Genomic DNA, 16975 nt, shown 5'->3' with positions numbered 1-16975 from the left:
TAAAGTCGAACAAAATCATCAAAAAGAAAGCTCTGCCTGATCGTGCTTCAGCAAAGAGATACGATCGAACAACCTGATTTTTTCGTTGGCTTTTTGCTTGGCGTGATCGGACATGAATGCAATCAACTCTTCGAGCTGACTGACGTCTCCAACCACTTTGAATTCCTTTTCCTTGTTGACGAAGACAAGCGACTTCTTCTTTCTCGATAACAGTTCTATGACGTTGCTGAGCGTGCCGGTGCTCTTTGCATCCCAGATCATCAAGCCGTAGTCAGCCGCTTCAGCCATGACGACGTCTTTCTCAGTGAAGAAGGCTCTCGACCCTTTGGAATGCTTGGAGTCGACTGTTCTGGCGGGCCACTGCCCAAGGTTATTCCGCGGCGTTGAACCACTGCAGAACACCGTGGTTCTGGATCGTTCGAGGCTCAACAGGTACTCCTGAATGGAGGTATCGGCCCCCCCTGCATCACCCACCACCACCTCAAAATCAGACGCAACGATATTATTGATACGCTCTTTAACCTTCGGATCAAGGTTCTTGATGTTGATAGAGCCGGCAATAAATACAGTCGTCATTGAGTTCACTTCCAAGTTAGCGCTGCTACGTAAATCTTCCCTACCTTTGGATATTTACGCAAAACAGCGCAGGCCGCGTCCATCGACGCCCCACTATCAAACAAATCATCCACAACCAAAACATTCCAGCGCCCATCCGTGGTGATTTCATCATTGACGCTGAAACTGTCTCCAATCGCAGCAACCTTGCCTGCTTTGGAATACAGATCCTTGAGCGACTTTCCCGTGGCCGCTTTTCGAAGCAAATCCGAGAAAACCGGCAGCCTAGGTCATTCCGATGTTGCGCGAAACCAACGCAATACCTGTCGAGCAGCGACCAAGCCTGAGTTCGGTGAACTGGGCTGGCGCCACCGTGCCCCTGCTGCATTGGCAACAGCAGGCGTGGGTCAACCTGTGGCGAGGGAGCTTGCTCCCGCAGGGTCGCGCAGCGGCCCCTGTGCAAAAATCAGGGGACTGCTGCGCAGTCCAGCGGGACGATTCGACAAGCTCCCTCGCCACAGTCTTTCGCGCCGTTAAAACCTGGAAACACTGCGCATCGCATCCACCAGATACCGCATCGCGATCCGGTCACTTTCCGACAACTCGCGATAGCGCTCCACCAGCTTCAATTCATCAGAGCTCAACCGACGCCTTCTGCGTCCGACGCTCAGGCAGGGGAAGATGCCGAGCATTTCGGTGATGCCTTGTACTTTTGCCATGGACGATGTCCTTCTCTAATACTTCAAAGAATTGCTTGATCACCACATCGCCCTGCCCCTTACAGCAGCGCCTGTGCCCTGCCGGTCGCGCCGGCCATGCCCATAGAATAGGAAGTTAATCGGCGCTGAAAAGCTGTTTTTAGAGTAATTAGTCGAGAAAAGCAGATATGCCCTGTAAATCAGAACGTGCCGTCGGAAAATTTACCGACATGTCTTGTTTCATTGACACTCTGTCACTGTGCTATCAACGAATTTTGCAACGCGAGCGAACCGTTTAAGCTAGCGGGCATCTGTTTATAGTCCGTTGCGTTTGGCCGAAGGCTTGTCCGAACCGTAATTTCTGATCCAGCACGTGCCAGGAAAGGCGCGGGATTGCTCACGACAGGTTGTATTTATGCACCGCAGAAATTTGCTCAAAGCGTCGATGGCCATTGCGGCTTACACCGGTCTCTCGGCTTCCGGCCTGCTGGCCGCCCGTGCCTGGGCAGCCAATGGTGGCGCCGCTGATGGCGAGGCCCAGGCCTTCGACTTCGAAGCGCTCAAGCGCCAGGCCAAGCAATTGGCCGGCTCGGCCTATCAGGACACCAAACAGGTGCTGCCGCCGACCCTGGCGACCATGACCCCGCAGAACTTCAATGCGATTCGCTACGACGGCGACCATTCGCTGTGGAAAGAGAACAAGGGGCAGCTGGACGTGCAGTTCTTCCACGTCGGCATGGGTTTCCGGCAGCCGGTGCGCATGTACAGCGTCGATCCCAAGACCCGTACCGCCCGCGAGGTGCATTTCCGCCCGACGCTGTTCAACTACGAAAACACCTCGGTCGACACCCAGCAGCTCAAGGGCGACCTGGGTTTTGCTGGCTTCAAGCTGTTCAAGGCACCGGAACTGGATCGTCATGACGTGGTGTCGTTCCTCGGCGCCAGCTACTTCCGCGCGGTGGACGCCACTGGCCAATATGGCCTCTCGGCCCGTGGTCTGGCGGTCGACACTTACGCGAAGAAGCGCGAAGAATTCCCTGACTTCACCAAATTCTGGTTCGAGACTCCGGAGCAGAACGCCACTCGTTTTGTGGTCTACGCCCTGCTCGACTCACCGAGCGCCACCGGCGCGTACCGCTTCGACATCGATTGCCAGGCCGAACGCGTGGTGATGGAGATCGACGCCCACATCAACGCGCGTACCGCCATTGAACAACTGGGCATCGCGCCGATGACCAGCATGTTCAGCTGCGGCACCCACGAACGCCGCATGTGCGACACCATCCACCCGCAGATCCACGACTCCGATCGCCTGGCGATGTGGCGTGGCAATGGCGAGTGGATCTGCCGTCCGCTGAACAACCCGGCGACCCTGCAGTTCAATGCGTTCGCCGACACTGATCCGAAGGGTTTCGGCCTGGTGCAGACCGACCACGAGTTCGCCAACTATCAGGACACCGTCGACTGGTACAGCAAGCGCCCGAGCCTGTGGGTCGAACCGACCACCGCGTGGGGCGAAGGCTCTATCGATCTGCTGGAAATTCCGACCACCGGCGAGACCCTCGATAACATCGTGGCGTTCTGGACCCCGAAAAAACCAGTGGCTGCCGGCGATTCGCTGAACTACGGCTACAAGCTTTATTGGAGCGCCCTGCCCCCCGTCGGCACGCCGCTGGCGCGAGTGCATGCGACCCGTTCAGGCATGGGTGGCTTCGTCGAAGGCTGGGCACCGGGCGAGCATTACCCGCCGGTCTGGGCCCGTCGTTTTGCCGTGGACTTCACCGGGGGCGGCCTGGATCGCCTGCCGCAGGGCACCGGGATCGAACCGGTGGTCACCTGCTCCAACGGCAAGGTGCAGGACTTCAGCGTGCTGGTGCTCGATGACATCAAGGGTTACCGGATCCTGTTCGACTGGTATCCGACCAACGACAGCGTCGATCCGGTGGAGCTGCGCTTGTTCATCCGCACCAATGACCGCACGTTGAGCGAGACCTGGTTGTACCAGTACTTCCCGCCGGCGCCGGACAAGCGCAAATACCCTTGATGATTCTCCAGCGTCTGATTGGGCCTCATCGCGAGCAGGCTCACTCCTACAGTTGATCGGTGTCGAACACTCATTTTGTGAACGACAGATACCCCTGTAGGAGTGAGCCTGCTCGCGATAGCGTCCGCCCAGTCAGCACAAAAACACCAACCAGAAAAAAAGCCCCAGCCATCACTGGCTGGGGCTTCTGCATTTCAAAGATTCACTCAATCGCGCAGATCAGACTCATGAATCGGCTGATCACGATGGGTCGCGCGCTGATATTGCGCTGGCCACACTGCTTTGCGCCCGCCCAGATCATCGTCGGCGTGCAGCGGCCAGTACGGGTCGCGCAGCAGCTCGCGGGCGAGGAAGATGATGTCAGCCTGACAGGTGCGCAGAATATGCTCAGCCTGTGCCGGCTCGGTAATCATGCCGACGGTGCCGGTGGCGATGCCTGACTCCTTGCGTACCCGTTCGGCGAACCGTGTCTGGTAGCCCGGCCCAACGGGAATCTCGGCGTTGGCGGCGGTGCCACCGGACGAGACGTCGATCAGATCCACCCCCAATGCCTTGAGGCGACGCGCCAGCTCCACGGTTTCATCCGGGTTCCAGCCGTCTTCAACCCAATCGGTTGCTGACACCCTGACGAACACCGGCAACTCTTGCGGCCAGACCTCGCGAACGGCCTCGGTGATTTGCAGCACCAGTCGAATACGGTTTTCGAACGAGCCACCGTATTGATCGCGGCGCTGGTTACTCAACGGTGACAGAAACTGATGCAGCAGATAGCCGTGGGCGGCATGCACCTCGACCACACTGAAACCTGCCGTCAGCGCACGCTTGGCTGCGGCGACGAAGGCTTGAATGACTTCGCCGATCTGCGCTTCATCGAGCTGTTTCGGTTGCGTGTGTTGCGGGTCGAAGGCAATCGGCGATGGCCCGACCGGGGTCCAGCCGCCATCCTCCGGTTTGACGCTGCCATGTTTGCCGAGCCACGGCCGATGGGTGCTGGCCTTGCGCCCGGCGTGGGCCAGCTGGATGCCGGCGACAGCGCCCTGGGCGGTGATGAAACGGGTGATGCGTTGCAGCGGTTCGATCTGTTCGTCGTTCCACAAACCGAGGTCTTCGGCGGTGATCCGCCCGTCGGCCGTGACCGCCGTGGCCTCTGTGAAAACCAGGCCGGCGCCGCCCACCGCACGGCTGCCCAGGTGCACCAGATGCCAGTCATTGGCCAGTCCGTCGACGCTGGAGTACTGGCACATCGGCGAGACGGCGATGCGGTTGGGCAGGGTCAGTTGGCGAAGGATAAAGGGTTCGAGCAGCAGACTCATGGGGCACCTCTCAAATCAGTGGGCAGGCTCCAGGGTTCTGTTTGAAAAGTCGACGAGTGACAGGAAACGGTGCAGCACCCGCCCCCGCGGGCAAAACATTCGACAAGACGTCACAAGGCCAATCAAGCAGTGCTTAGAGCCTAGTCGACAACCGGGGATGAGGGAGGGTTCAAGCAAACTTTGCTGGCCCGATAACCTGTGGCGAGGGGGCTTGCCCCCGTTGGGCTGCGAAGCGGCCCCGGCTTTTCAGAGAAGCAGGAACCCGCCAGGGCTGCGCACTGGAACGGGGGCAAGCCCCCTCGCCACAGAGTTGTTCGAAATGTTTTAACCGATCAACGCGGTTCGATGTGGGCAATCATCAACTGCACCGTCTCATTGCCCCGAAACTCGTTGACGTCGAGCTTATAAGCCAGTTCAACCCACTGGATGGTCGGGTTCGGCCAGACATCACGGTCGATGCCGAAGGCGATGCCGTCGAGCTTCACTGAGCCGCACTCGCTTTTCAGCACCACTTTCAGGTGCCGCTCGCCCACCACGCGCTGCTCGACCAACTGGAACACGCCATGGAACAGCGGCTCGGGGAAGTGTTGCCCCCACGGCCCGGCGTGACGCAGGGCGCGGGCCAGTTCGAGGTGGAATTCCTCGACCGCCAGCGTGCCGTCCGACAGCATGCGCCCGGTAAGGTCTTCCTCACGAAGTTGCCTACGCACTTCGGCGTCGAATGCTTCGGCGAAAAGAGGAAAATTCTCCTGCGGCAAGGTCAGGCCGGCCGCCATGGCGTGTCCACCGTACTTGGCGATCAGATTCGGATGCTGCGCGGCCACCACGCTCAGGGCATCACGAATGTGGAAGCCCTGCACCGAACGTCCCGAGCCCTTGAGCAAACCGTCACCGGCATCGGCAAAGGCAATAGTCGGGCGGAAATAACGCTCTTTCATCCGCGACGCAAGAATGCCGATCACGCCCTGGTGCCACTCGGGATCGAACAGGCACAGGCCGAACGGCATCGATTCCATCGGCAAGTCCTTGAGCTGGGCCAGCGCCTCACGCTGCATCCCCTGCTCGATGGATTTGCGATCCTGGTTCATGCCGTCCAGTTGCGCGGCCATTTCCCGCGCCAGATTGGCGTCGGCGGTCAGCAGGCATTCGATACCCAGGCTCATGTCGTCCAGGCGCCCCGCCGCATTCAGGCGCGGGCCGACAATAAAGCCCAGATCCGTGGAGGTGATACGCGCCGCATCACGCTTGGCGACTTCGAGAATCGCCTTGATCCCCGGCCGTGCACGCCCGGCGCGAATCCGCTCCAGCCCCTGATGCACCAGAATCCGGTTGTTGGCGTCCAGCGGCACCACGTCGGCGACGCTGCCCAACGCCACCAGATCCAGCAGTTCGCCAATGTTCGGTTGTGGTTTGCTCTCGTACCAGCCAAGGCTGCGCAGACGCGCGCGCAAGGCCATCAACACGTAGAAAATCACCCCGACCCCGGCCAGCGCCTTGCTCGGGAATGCGCAGCCTGGCTGGTTCGGATTGACCAGCGCATCAGCCTGTGGCAGCTCATCGCCGGGCAAGTGGTGGTCGGTGATCAACACCTTGAGCCCGGCCTTTTTCGCCGCTGCCACGCCCTCGACGCTGGAGATGCCGTTGTCGACGGTGATCAGCAACTGCGGCTCGCGGCTCAGCGCGACTTCGACGATTTCCGGGGTCAGGCCGTAGCCGTATTCGAAGCGGTTCGGCACCAGATAATCGACATGTGCTGCGCCCAGCAGACGCAAGCCAAGCACGCCGACCGTACTGGCCGTCGCGCCATCGGCGTCGAAGTCACCGACGATCAGGATCCGCTGGCGCTGCTCCAGCGCCGTCACCAGCAGATCCACCGCCGCCTCGATGCCTTTGAGCTGCTGGAACGGAATCAGCCGCGCCAGGCTTTTATCCAGCTCCGCCTCGGACTGCACGCCCCGCGCCGCGTATAAACGGGTCAACAGCGGTGGCAGGTCACCGAGAAACGGCAGAGTGGCAGGCAACGGTCGAGGATCAATACGCATGGGGTAACGGAAACTTCTCTTGAATACGTGGGATTAATCAGTCGCGACGCGGGATTAGCCGCGTTCGCCTGCCAGCCATTCCAGTTGGACTTCGTGCTGACCACGGTCGTCGGTGACGAAGATCGTGCCTTCGCTGATCATCACGTCCCACTTGATGACGCGGGGCATGTCCTTGGCCAGGGTTTCCAGCACTTCTTGCGGCACGGCGGCGATGTTGACGTTTTTCAGGTTCTTCGCCACCGGCACCACTTTGCCTTCCCACACACGCAGGCTGCCGTAGGCCAGCAGGCTGGTGCGTTCGGTGCGACGCGAGCACCAGGTCAGACGATCGGCGTCCGGCTGGCCGACTTCGATCCAGTGCAGGACGCGGTCATCCAGGCTTTTTTCCCACAGCGCAGGTTCATCCACGTCCGACAGACCACGGCCAAACGACAGCAGTTCGTTGTACCAGAGGGCGTAGGCCAGCAGCCGCACGGTCATGCGCTCTTCGGTTTCCGAAGGGTGACGGGCGATGGTCTGCTTGACGCTCTCGTAGACGCTGCGGTCGAGGTCGGTGAGGTTCAGTTCGAATTTATAGGTAGTGGACGGCTGGGCCATGAACGGGCTTCTTGATACGAGGAAAGTCGGCAAGTCTAACCGATGCGGTAGGCAATCATCGAATTGATGGCGATCAACCTGCGGCGTCTGACAGTCGGCTATGTTAAAACGCTGTATCCGCACAGCCTTGTCCTACAGGATTCAGTATGCCGTTCGCCAACAAACCGCTCAGCGGTGTGAAAGTCATTGAATTGGGTACGTTGATTGCCGGGCCGTTTGCCTCGCGCATTTGCGGCGAGTTCGGTGCCGAAGTGATCAAGATCGAATCGCCCGACGGCGGCGACCCGCTGCGCAAGTGGCGTAAATTGTATGAAGGCACCTCGTTGTGGTGGTTCGTTCAGGCGCGCAACAAAAAGTCGCTGACGCTGAACCTCAAGCACCCCGATGGCCTGGCGATCCTGAAAAAACTCCTCGGCGAAGCCGACATCCTGATCGAGAACTTCCGTCCTGGCGTGCTGGAAAAACTCGGGCTGAGCTGGGAAACCCTGCACGCGCTGAACCCGAAACTGGTGATGGTACGCCTCTCGGGCTTCGGCCAGACCGGACCGATGAAAGATCAACCGGGCTTCGGTGCGGTCGGCGAGTCCATGGGCGGCTTGCGCTACATCACCGGTTTCGAAGACCGGCCACCGGTGCGCACCGGAATTTCCATCGGCGACTCGATTGCCGCGCTGTGGGGCGTGATTGGCGCGTTGATGGCGCTGCGTCATCGCGAAGTGAATGGCGGGCTCGGCCAAGTGGTCGATGTGGCGCTCTACGAAGCGATCTTCGCGATGATGGAAAGCATGGTCCCGGAGTTCGACGTGTTCGGCTTCATCCGCGAGCGCACCGGCAACATCATGCCGGGCATCACGCCGTCCTCGATCCACACCAGCGCCGACGGCAAGCATGTGCAGATCGGTGCCAATGGCGACGCGATTTTCAAGCGTTTCATGCTGATCATCGGCCGCGAGGATCTGGCCAACGACCCGGCGCTGGCGAGCAACGACGGGCGCGACAGTCGCCGTGACGAGTTGTATGGGGTGATTGATCGGTGGGTCAACTCGCTGCCGCTGCAAAGCGTGCTCGACCTGCTGAACCAGGCAGAAGTGCCGGCCAGCCGGATCTTCAGCGCCGAAGACATGTTCAGCGATCCGCAGTACCTGGCGCGGGAGATGTTCCTGCAGGCCAAACTGCCGGACGGCAAGCCCTTCAAGATGCCGGGCATCGTGCCGAAACTCTCTGAGACACCGGGTACGTCCGAATGGGTCGGGCCGCAGCTCGGTGAACACAATGCGCAGGTTCTAAGCGATCTTGGCTATGACGAACAGCAGATCGCCCACTTGCGCGCAGACGGAGCCATTTAAGCTGAAACCTCGGCAGACATCGGACGCCAACCGCGCCCACCACTGGTGGACGTGGCGGCTGTTCGGCTTATTGTTTCTGCTGACCCTGCCGGCCTGGGCCCAGGCCAAACCGACCTTGACCTGGTTACTGCGCGACCTGCCGCCGCTGACCATTTTCGAAGGCCCGAAAAAGGGCCAGGGTGTCATTGATCAACTGATGCCGATGCTGATTGCCGGCATGCCGCAATACGAACACACGCTGATGCGGGTCAACCGCGCCCGGGGCATGCAGATGCTGCACGAGCCGTCCTTTACCTGCGATCCCTCGCTGATCTGGAGCAAGGAGCGCACGCAATGGATCGCGTTCTCCATCCCGGCGTTTCGCGCTGTCAGTAATGGACTGGTGGTGCGTCAGAAGGATCGCGACGTACTGGCACCGTACCTGATCGATGGCGAAGTCGATCTGACGGCATTTCTGGCCAACGGCGAAATCAAGGTCGGAGTCGTCGCAGAACGCAGTTACGGCGAGTTTCTCGACACTCTGCTCAAGCAGGCCCCCGGCGGTGCGTTGACGCCGCATTACGGCAACGATGCCCTGAGCAGCCTGCTGTCGATGCAGCGCCTGGGCCGTCTGCAGGTGGTTTTGGGCTATTGGCCCGAAATCCGCTACCAGGCCCATCAGGCGCAAATTGCCGAAGATGAATTGGTGTTCTATCCGATCCAGGGCACAGGCAAGTACCTGTCGGGATACGTCGGCTGCTCTGACACTGCCGAAGGTCGGCAAGCCATCAGCGAGATCAACCAACTGCTGCGTACCCTGCCCCATGAGCACCTGAACCGGCTCTACGCCGACTGGCTGGACCCGGGCATGCGCAGCGATTATCTCGAGCAGGCACGGATATTTTTCGAGCAACAGACCGCGCCGTAAAACCTGCAGGCAAAAAGAAACCCCGAGAAGTGGGGAGACGACTCGGGGTTAAACGTGGCCTGTATAAAGACCCGTAGCAGCAAGCGACAAGCACCGGAGCACAATGCTTGATCCTGCTGTTATGGGGTCTGACTGATGGGGATGCAGGAAGGTTCCCACAAAAAATATTTCATCTTTACAGGGCCGCGCGCTTATCCAGCGCCGCATTGCGCAAGGCCGCGATGACACACGGCTCCAGTCGCCCTTCGGCGATCAGGACGTCGCGGTGCAAACCGTCAACGACGTCTGTCAGCAGGCGTTTGTCGGTCAACTGCGCCTGATTGAATTCGCGCTCCACCACGAGGGCGCCGTTGCTGTTCTTGAGGGTCACCAGGCATTCGCCGTGGGCACCACAAGGGGTCAACGTCACCTGATACGGGCTCAGAGCCTCACCGAGCAATAGACTGATACTTTCCATCTCGATCTCCACTCAATAGTCCGAAAACATTGTGCCTGGGGCGTGTTCACAATAAATGACCACCGGCCCGAGAAGAAAGTTCTGAATACCGGGCTCCTCCCTGAGCAGTTACCGGTCTGTCAGAGCATGCACGCTGAAGATGACAGAAAAATATCGGTGCTGTTCAGGCGATGAGCGGCGTACGCGTGGCCGCCAGATAGGCGTCCAGCAGGCCTCTCATCAATACTGCCGAGACCGGCGTATGCAGGCGCCCCAGCAACATCGGCTCACGTCCCTGCAGCAAGTGTTCAAGATCCGTCAGCAGGCCGGCGGCCACCGGCCCCAGCAGAATCAGCCCGCGAGCCTGGCGCTGTGCCGCCAAGTGGTGGATCAGCGCCATTCCATCGCCACCCTTGAGCTGCGGATCGCAGATCGCAATATCCACTGCACCGCGATGGCCCAGGGAAACCAGCGCCGAGGACCCTGTCGGCGCGGTGAGCACGTCGTAGATGCCGATGGCATTGAGCATCTGATGCAACGCCATCAGTTGGAACGGATTGGGTTCAAGAATCAGGACTTTTAGCGAGCGCATCGACGACCTCGGAAACGGCGGTGGCGGACTCTTGCCGCATGGGCCGTTCACTCTAGGGGAGCCGTCCTCAGCCTCCCATCGGAAAAGGCGTCGCGTCCTATAGGACATTTCCCATCTTCAGTGCGGACATTGGCAGCCGCTTTCCGTGCGGCGCTGGCTGATGTCGGTCCAGCCACCGAGCAGGCCACGCAATTGTCCGTCGGCGCTGTAAAACGGTACGGTCCACTGGTAGATCGCTTTGGGGCCGCTTTTGAACGCCAACTGACGTTTGCTGAAACGGGCCTTGCGCGTGTGCATCTGCACCATGAACTCGTCGTGCAGCATCCGTGCAGTGGCTTCGGGCAGCGCATCGACTTCGAACAGCAGCCGCCCCTGCACCTGCTCGAACCGGATCGAAAGCGCTTCTTCGTAGCTGCGATTGCACATCACCAGGCGGCCTTGCAGGTCGCGAACGAAGACCGGATCAGGCATCGCATCGATCAACGCGTGCTGAAAGGCCAGTTGGTCGCCCAAGTGTTTTTCCGCTTCGCACCGTTGCCGGATGACGGCGGTCAGCCGCCGGTTCCAGACCAGCGACAGCAGCCCGAAGGCCCCCAGCCCCCCCATGCCCCAGCAGCCCCAACCGACGACTTCGTCCCACAGCGAAAGCGGCGCCGGCGGAGCAACACCGCCCAGCCACTTCACTCGGATGGCACGTAACTCTGCGGCGGGAAAGGCGCCCAGTGCCTTGTTCAGGATACTGACCAGTTCGGGCATACCCTTGCGCACAGCCAGGTGATCGGCTTCCCAACGCCCTTCCACCAACGCGCCGACCTTGAGCAAGCCGGAAGGAAACAGCTGCGCACCGATTTCATTTTCAATGGTGGCATAGGCCTCACCGCTTTCAACCAGCGCCCGCGCCTCGGCATACGTCTTGACCGAAAGCACCTCGATTGACGGATATTCGCGCCGGACAGCGTCCTCCAGCGCGTGCCTTGCAGGTAATACCAATACCCGTTTGACCAGTTGTTCCAGAGACTGGATCGCCGGCTCGTCCTTGCGTCCGACGAACACCCAGCCTGCACCGCCAAACGCGTGACTGAAATCCAGGAACGCTTTGCGCTGGTCATTCATCGCCAGGGTCGTACTCAGATCCGCCGCGCCACTTTGCAGGCGCTCCAGCATCTGATCGGTGGAAAACGATTCCTCGTGCACAAACTGCAAACCGGTCATGGCACTGATGCGTTTGAGCACATCAATGTTCAAGCCTGTCCAGTGACCGTGTTCGTCCTGGAACAGGTACAAGGGATATTGCACCGAAGCGACCGTCACGCTGGGGTTGTCACGTATCCAGCGCCGCTCTCGCTCGTCCAGCTCAATCAACTCAATCTTCTGTGCCTGCACCTGTTCGTGCAGCACCATTTGTGCCGCCATGCCCCCGCGAACGAATCCACTCAGGCACAACAACAGGAACCAGCCCAGGGCCGGTTTAATTGCTCGTTCAAACAGCATTGCCACTTCCTTCGTGATCGACTCACCCGTCCTTCATGGGCGAAAACCCGAGCAGTGTGGCAGCAGAAACAAAAAAGCCCGTCAAGAGACGGGCTTCAAAATGTGACAGCTTTTTCGGCTTAGAGCGGCTTGCCGCGGTTGCCATGCTGGCTGACAAAGGCCTGTACGGCTTTGAGCTCATTTGGCAGAACGGTGCAGCGCTCGTTTCGCTCAAACAAATCAGAAAGATGTGCAGGCAGTTCGAGAGCTTTTCCTACACCCGCTTTCTCCACGGCATCCGGGAATTTCACCGGATGTGCGGTGCCCAGGATCACCATCGGGATGTCCAGGCTGCGTCGGCATTCGCGGGCAGCACGCACGCCGATGGCAGTGTGCGGATCCAGCACTTCACCGCACTGCTCGTAGACTTCGGCGATGGTTTCGCAGGTTTGCGCGTCATCCACGGCCAGCGAGTCGAACAGCTTGCGGGCTTCGGTCCAGCGCTCTTGTTCGACGCTGAAACCACCGCCCTGCTTGAACGAGTCCATCAGCCCGGCAATCGCGGCACCGTTGCGACCGTGCAGGTCGAACAGCAGGCGTTCGAAGTTCGACGAGACCATGATGTCCATCGACGGCGACAGCGTGGCGTGCAGGGTTTCCTTGACGTACTGGTTGCCGCTCATGAAGCGGTGCAGGATGTCGTTGCGGTTGGTGGCGACGATCAACTGGTTGATCGGCAGGCCCATGTTGCGCGCCAGGTAACCAGCGAAGATGTCGCCGAAGTTGCCGGTCGGTACCGAGAACGCCACCGAACGCGCCGGGCCGCCCAACTGCAGGGCTGCGTGGAAGTAGTAGACGATCTGGGCCATGATCCGCGCCCAGTTGATCGAATTGACCGCGACCAGGCGCGTGCCCTTGAGGAAGCTCTGGTCGGCGAAGCTCGCCTTGACCATTTCCTGGCAGTCATCGAAGTTGCCTTCGATGGCGATGTTGTGGATGTTCTCGCCGAGAATGGTGGTCATCTGCCGACGCTGCACCTCGGACACACGGTTGTGCGGGTGCAGGATGAAGATGTCGACGTTTTCGCAATGCTTGCAGCCTTCGATGGCGGCCGAACCGGTGTCACCGGAGGTGGCGCCGACGATCACCACGCGCTCGCCGCGCTTTTCCAGCACATAGTCGAGCAGACGACCGAGCAATTGCAGGGCGAAGTCCTTGAACGCCAGGGTCGGGCCGTGGAACAGCTCCATGACCCATTCATTGCCATTCAACTGACGCAGCGGCGCAACGGCGCTGTGCGAGAACACGCCGTAGGTTTCTTCGAGGATTTTTTTGAAATCGGCGTCAGGAATGCTGCCGGTGACAAACGGGCGCATGACGCGGAAAGCCAGCTCGTGATACGGCAGGCCGGCCCAGGAAGCGATTTCTTCCTGGGTGAAACGTGGCAGGTTTTCCGGGACGTACAAACCGCCGTCGGTGGCGAGACCGGCCAGCAGGACATCTTCGAAATTCAGGGCCGGTGCCTGGCCGCGGGTACTGATATAACGCATGAGGGCAAACCTTCGGTTTGAGCTACAAGCTGTGAGCTACAAGCTACAAGTGAAAAGCGGCTCTGCTTTTACTTGCAGCTTGAAGCTGGAAACTTGCCGCTGCTGTTAATTCAAGTGTTCGACGCGGATCCGCACAACCGGACCATTGACGCCGGCCAGCGCTTCGAGGGCGGTGATCGCATCGTTGATGCGCTGCTCGACCACGCGATGGGTCAGCAGGATCATCGGCACCAGGCCATCGTGCTCTTCGACTTCCTTCTGCATGATCGACTCGATGTTGATGCCACGCTCCGAGAGGATGCTCGCCACCTGAGCCAGTACGCCCGGATGGTCCTTGGCCTGAATGCGCAGGTAGTAGGCGCTTTCGCAGGCTTCGATCGGCAGGATCGGATGGGCCGACAGCGAGTCGGGTTGGAAGGCCAGGTGCGGCACGCGGTTTTCCGGATCGGAGGTCATCGCGCGAACCACGTCCACCAGGTCGGCGATCACCGACGAAGCGGTCGGCTCCATGCCGGCGCCGGCGCCGTAGAACAGCGTCGAACCCGCGGCGTCACCGTTGACCATCACCGCGTTCATCACGCCGTTGACGTTGGCGATCAGACGATCGGCCGGAATCAGCGTCGGGTGTACGCGCAATTCGATACCGGCCGCAGTGCTGCGGGCCACACCGAGGTGCTTGATGCGGTAGCCCAGCGCTTCGGCGTAGTTCACGTCGGCGGTGGTCAGTTTGGTGATGCCTTCGGTGTAAGCCTTGTCGAATTGCAGCGGAATGCCGAACGCGATCGAAGCCAGAATCGTCAGCTTGTGCGCCGCGTCGATGCCTTCGACGTCGAAGGTCGGATCGGCTTCGGCGTAGCCCAGCGCCTGCGCTTCGGCCAGCACGTCTTCGAAGGTGCGACCCTTCTCGCGCATTTCGGTGAGAATGAAGTTACCGGTGCCGTTGATGATCCCGGCGACCCAGTTGATGCGGTTGGCGGACAGGCCTTCACGGATCGCCTTGATCACCGGAATGCCGCCGGCCACAGCCGCTTCGAATGCCACGATCACGCCTTTCTCGCGTGCCTTGGCGAAAATCTCATTACCGTGAACGGCAATCAGTGCCTTGTTCGCGGTGACCACATGCTTGCCATTCTCGATGGCCTTGAGTACCAGCTCGCGGGCAACGGTGTAGCCGCCCATCAGCTCTATGACGATGTCGATCTCAGGGTTCGTGGCCACTTCGAAGACATCGTTGGTAATCGCAATACCGGTCGTCTGGAACTGAGGCTTTGGCGTGCGCATGGCAATTTGTGCCACTTCGATCCCACGCCCGGCACGACGAGCAATTTCCTCGGCGTTGCGCTGAAGTACGTTGAAGGTACCGCCACCGACGGTCCCTAACCCACAGATGCCTACTTTGACCGGATTCACTGTGAACTCCCCATGAAACGGCCGACGCAAGGTCGGCCGGAAAACAACCGCGTGCTCGCGGCTCTCTATTAATGGCCCGGCGATGTTGCTGCCGGACCATGATCGTCAAGGCTGACCGTGACGATGCGAATTACTTGGCGCCCAGTGCCAGTTTGGCGACTTGTGGCGCCGGCTGGTAGCCCGGAATGACTTGTCCGTCGGCCAAAACGATGGCCGGTGTGCCGTTCACGCCGATCGACTGACCGAGGGCGAACTGTTTGGAAACCGGGTTCGCGCACTTGGCGGCCTTGATTTCCTTGCCATCGACCATCTTGTCCATGGCGGCTTTCTTGTCGGTCGAGCACCACACGGCTTGCAGTTGCTCGTCACCCGGCGAACCGAGGCCCTGACGCGGGAACGCAACATAACGCACTTCGATGCCACGCTTGTTCAGCTCAGGCACTTCGGCGTGCAGCTTGTGGCAGTACGGGCAGGTGGTGTCGGTGAACACGGTGATGTGCGATTTGGTCTCGCCCACGGCCGGATAGACCACGGTTTCGGCCACCGGAATGGCGTTGATCAGTTTGGAGATGCCAAGGCGCTCGGTCTTCTCGGTCAGGTTGACCGGTTTGCCGTCCTTGAGCTGGAACAGGTAACCCTGAACGATGTACTGGCCGTCGGCGCTGGCGTACAGCACACGGCTGCCCTTGAGCTTGACTTCATACATGCCCGGCAACGGGCTGGCGCTGATGCTTTCTACCGGAACCTCGAGTTCGAGTTTTTCCAGGCTTTGACGAATGGCTTTGTCGGCCGCGTCATCGGCGACGGCAAAGGTGCTGACCAACGCAATGGCTGCGGCGGCGAAAATCTGGGTCAGACGCATGAGAACTCCTGAAGGCGGACAAATGAAACGGTCAGAACGCCCGTGCCGGAACACCGGGTCATAACCGTCCATCGTGCAAACCGGCAAAGCCTAACACATAAGGCCCGCAGGGCCGAATGCGCCTGACACAAGACAGGTAGGAGCTGCCGAAGGCTGCGATCCTTTGACTTTTTTTTGAAATCACAAGCACGATCAAAAGATCGCAGCCTTCGGCAGCTCCTACAGGGATTTGGTTCAGCCTCTAGGGTGGTGTTTGGCATGCAGGTCCTGCAACCGTGCCCGCGCCACATGGGTGTAAATCTGCGTGGTCGACAAATCACTGTGCCCAAGCAGCATCTGCACCACCCGCAAATCCGCGCCGTGGTTGAGCAGGTGCGTGGCAAACGCATGGCGCAAAGTGTGCGGCGACAGCGTTTTGCCGATCCCGGCGACCTTGGTCCAATGCTTGATACGGTGCCAGAAGGTCTGGCGGGTCATCTGTTCACCGCGCTGGCTGGGGAACAGCACATCACTGGGACGCCCGCCCAGCAGCTCGCTGCGGCCATCGCGCATATAGCGCTCGACCCAGACAATCGCTTCCTCGCCCATCGGCACCAGCCGTTCCTTGCTGCCCTTGCCCATCACCCGCAGCACACCCTGACGCAGGTTGACCTGCTCCAGCGTCAGGCTCACCAGTTCGGTCACCCGCAGACCACAGGCGTACAGCACTTCAAGCATGGCGCGATCACGCTGGCCGATGGCTTCGCTCAGATCCGGTGCCTTGAGCAGCGCCTCGACGTCAGCTTCCGACAGGGATTTGGGCAGCGGCCGACCCAATTGCGGCATGTCGACGCGCAAGGTCGGATCGACCGTAATCAGCTTTTCCCGCAACAGATAGCGATAAAAGCCACGCACCCCGGAGAGAAATCGGGCGGTGGAGCGCGGCTTGTAGTTCTGCTCCAGACGCCAGGCCAGATGATCGAGGATCAACTCGCGACCGGCATTGATCAACTCCAGGTTCTTCTCCTGCAGCCAGCCGTTGAACAGCGCCAGGTCGCTGCGGTAGGCACCGCGGGTGTTGTCGGACAGGCCTTTTTCCAGCCACAGGGCGTCGAGGAATTGATCAATCAGCGGATGGTCGATGGCAGGCATGGGCGCTCAAGACACGCAGCCT

Annotated in this window: 16 protein-coding genes and 1 pseudogene; 4 read left to right on the top strand and 13 right to left on the bottom strand. The window is 60.1% G+C overall.

Features of this window, described 5'->3' with window-relative positions:
* Positions 1–18 precede the first annotated feature (18 nt).
* Positions 19–576 (bottom strand): hypothetical protein, encoded by a 558-nt coding sequence (locus NN484_RS01795; protein WP_274658494.1) that lies wholly within the window; start codon positions 574–576, stop codon positions 19–21.
* Between the two features lie 5 nt (positions 577–581).
* Positions 582–821, bottom strand: coding sequence for a phosphoribosyltransferase (locus NN484_RS01790; RefSeq protein WP_274658493.1), 240 nt, complete (start codon positions 819–821; stop codon positions 582–584).
* 23 nt (positions 822–844) lie between these two features.
* On the opposite strand from NN484_RS01790, the pseudogene NN484_RS01785 reads away from it, so the two are divergent.
* Positions 845–976 (top strand): annotated as a pseudogene (locus NN484_RS01785) (phage antirepressor protein); the annotation flags it as partial.
* A gap of 112 nt (positions 977–1088) precedes the next feature.
* Here NN484_RS01785 and NN484_RS01780 read toward each other — a convergent pair.
* Positions 1089–1274: a hypothetical protein gene (locus NN484_RS01780; RefSeq protein ID WP_127650809.1), complete on the bottom strand. Its 186-nt coding sequence runs from the start codon at positions 1272–1274 to the stop codon at positions 1089–1091.
* 394 nt (positions 1275–1668) lie between these two features.
* On the opposite strand from NN484_RS01780, the gene NN484_RS01775 reads away from it, so the two are divergent.
* Positions 1669–3297 (top strand): glucan biosynthesis protein D, encoded by a 1629-nt coding sequence (locus NN484_RS01775; RefSeq protein ID WP_215501727.1) that lies wholly within the window; start codon positions 1669–1671, stop codon positions 3295–3297.
* Positions 3298–3503: 206 nt separating this feature from the next.
* Here NN484_RS01775 and NN484_RS01770 read toward each other — a convergent pair whose 3' ends face one another.
* The 3 genes from NN484_RS01770 to NN484_RS01760 all read right to left on the bottom strand — a co-directional run bounded on the left by NN484_RS01770 (position 3504) and on the right by NN484_RS01760 (position 7249).
* Positions 3504–4610: an NADH:flavin oxidoreductase/NADH oxidase gene (locus NN484_RS01770; RefSeq protein WP_215501728.1), complete on the bottom strand. Its 1107-nt coding sequence runs from the start codon at positions 4608–4610 to the stop codon at positions 3504–3506.
* 332 nt (positions 4611–4942) lie between these two features.
* The gene (recJ, locus tag NN484_RS01765) at positions 4943–6652 is read right to left on the bottom strand and encodes a single-stranded-DNA-specific exonuclease RecJ (RefSeq protein WP_274658492.1); all 1710 of its coding nucleotides are present in this window, start codon (positions 6650–6652) and stop codon (positions 4943–4945) included.
* A gap of 54 nt (positions 6653–6706) precedes the next feature.
* Positions 6707–7249 carry a YaeQ family protein gene (locus NN484_RS01760; RefSeq protein WP_003222001.1) on the bottom strand — a complete coding sequence of 181 codons (543 nt, stop codon included), beginning with the start codon at positions 7247–7249 and terminating at the stop codon, positions 6707–6709.
* 146 nt (positions 7250–7395) lie between these two features.
* Between NN484_RS01760 and NN484_RS01755 the strand changes: the two genes are divergently transcribed.
* Positions 7396–8595, top strand: coding sequence for a CaiB/BaiF CoA transferase family protein (locus NN484_RS01755; protein WP_215501730.1), 1200 nt, complete (start codon positions 7396–7398; stop codon positions 8593–8595).
* Entirely contained in the window at positions 8549–9502 is a 954-nt protein-coding gene (locus tag NN484_RS01750) for a TIGR02285 family protein (RefSeq protein WP_274658491.1), read from the top strand. Before NN484_RS01755 ends, NN484_RS01750 begins: the two co-directional genes overlap by 47 nt.
* Positions 9503–9677: 175 nt before the next feature.
* On the opposite strand, the gene NN484_RS01745 is transcribed toward NN484_RS01750, so the two are convergent.
* The 7 genes from NN484_RS01745 to xerD all read right to left on the bottom strand — a co-directional run bounded on the left by NN484_RS01745 (position 9678) and on the right by xerD (position 16953).
* The gene (locus NN484_RS01745) at positions 9678–9959 is read right to left on the bottom strand and encodes a DUF3509 domain-containing protein (RefSeq protein WP_041063178.1); all 282 of its coding nucleotides are present in this window, start codon (positions 9957–9959) and stop codon (positions 9678–9680) included.
* Between the two features lie 163 nt (positions 9960–10122).
* A complete protein-coding gene (locus NN484_RS01740) occupies positions 10123–10530 on the bottom strand; it encodes a response regulator (RefSeq protein ID WP_215501732.1) in 408 nt (135 codons plus the stop codon).
* Positions 10531–10647: 117 nt separating this feature from the next.
* Positions 10648–12021, bottom strand: a complete 1374-nt coding sequence (locus NN484_RS01735; protein ID WP_274658490.1) for a transporter substrate-binding domain-containing protein — start codon at positions 12019–12021, stop codon at positions 10648–10650.
* Positions 12022–12140: 119 nt separating this feature from the next.
* Positions 12141–13550, bottom strand: a complete 1410-nt coding sequence (gene thrC, locus NN484_RS01730; protein WP_127650825.1) for a threonine synthase — start codon at positions 13548–13550, stop codon at positions 12141–12143.
* Positions 13551–13655: 105 nt separating this feature from the next.
* Complete coding sequence (locus tag NN484_RS01725; protein WP_064586124.1) at positions 13656–14960, bottom strand: homoserine dehydrogenase; 1305 nt, start codon at positions 14958–14960, stop codon at positions 13656–13658.
* Between the two features lie 130 nt (positions 14961–15090).
* On the bottom strand, positions 15091–15822 hold the full coding sequence (gene dsbC, locus NN484_RS01720; protein WP_007967782.1) for a bifunctional protein-disulfide isomerase/oxidoreductase DsbC: 732 nt from the start codon (positions 15820–15822) through the stop codon (positions 15091–15093).
* A gap of 234 nt (positions 15823–16056) precedes the next feature.
* Positions 16057–16953 (bottom strand): site-specific tyrosine recombinase XerD, encoded by an 897-nt coding sequence (xerD, locus tag NN484_RS01715; RefSeq protein ID WP_127650827.1) that lies wholly within the window; start codon positions 16951–16953, stop codon positions 16057–16059.
* Positions 16954–16975: the final 22 nt, after the last annotated feature.

The sequence above is a fragment of the Pseudomonas serboccidentalis genome (assembly GCF_028830055.1).
Lineage (GTDB): Bacteria > Pseudomonadota > Gammaproteobacteria > Pseudomonadales > Pseudomonadaceae > Aquipseudomonas > Aquipseudomonas serboccidentalis.
The sequence above is the reverse complement of the archived record's forward strand: the minus strand, read 5'-3'. Positions and strand labels throughout refer to the sequence as shown.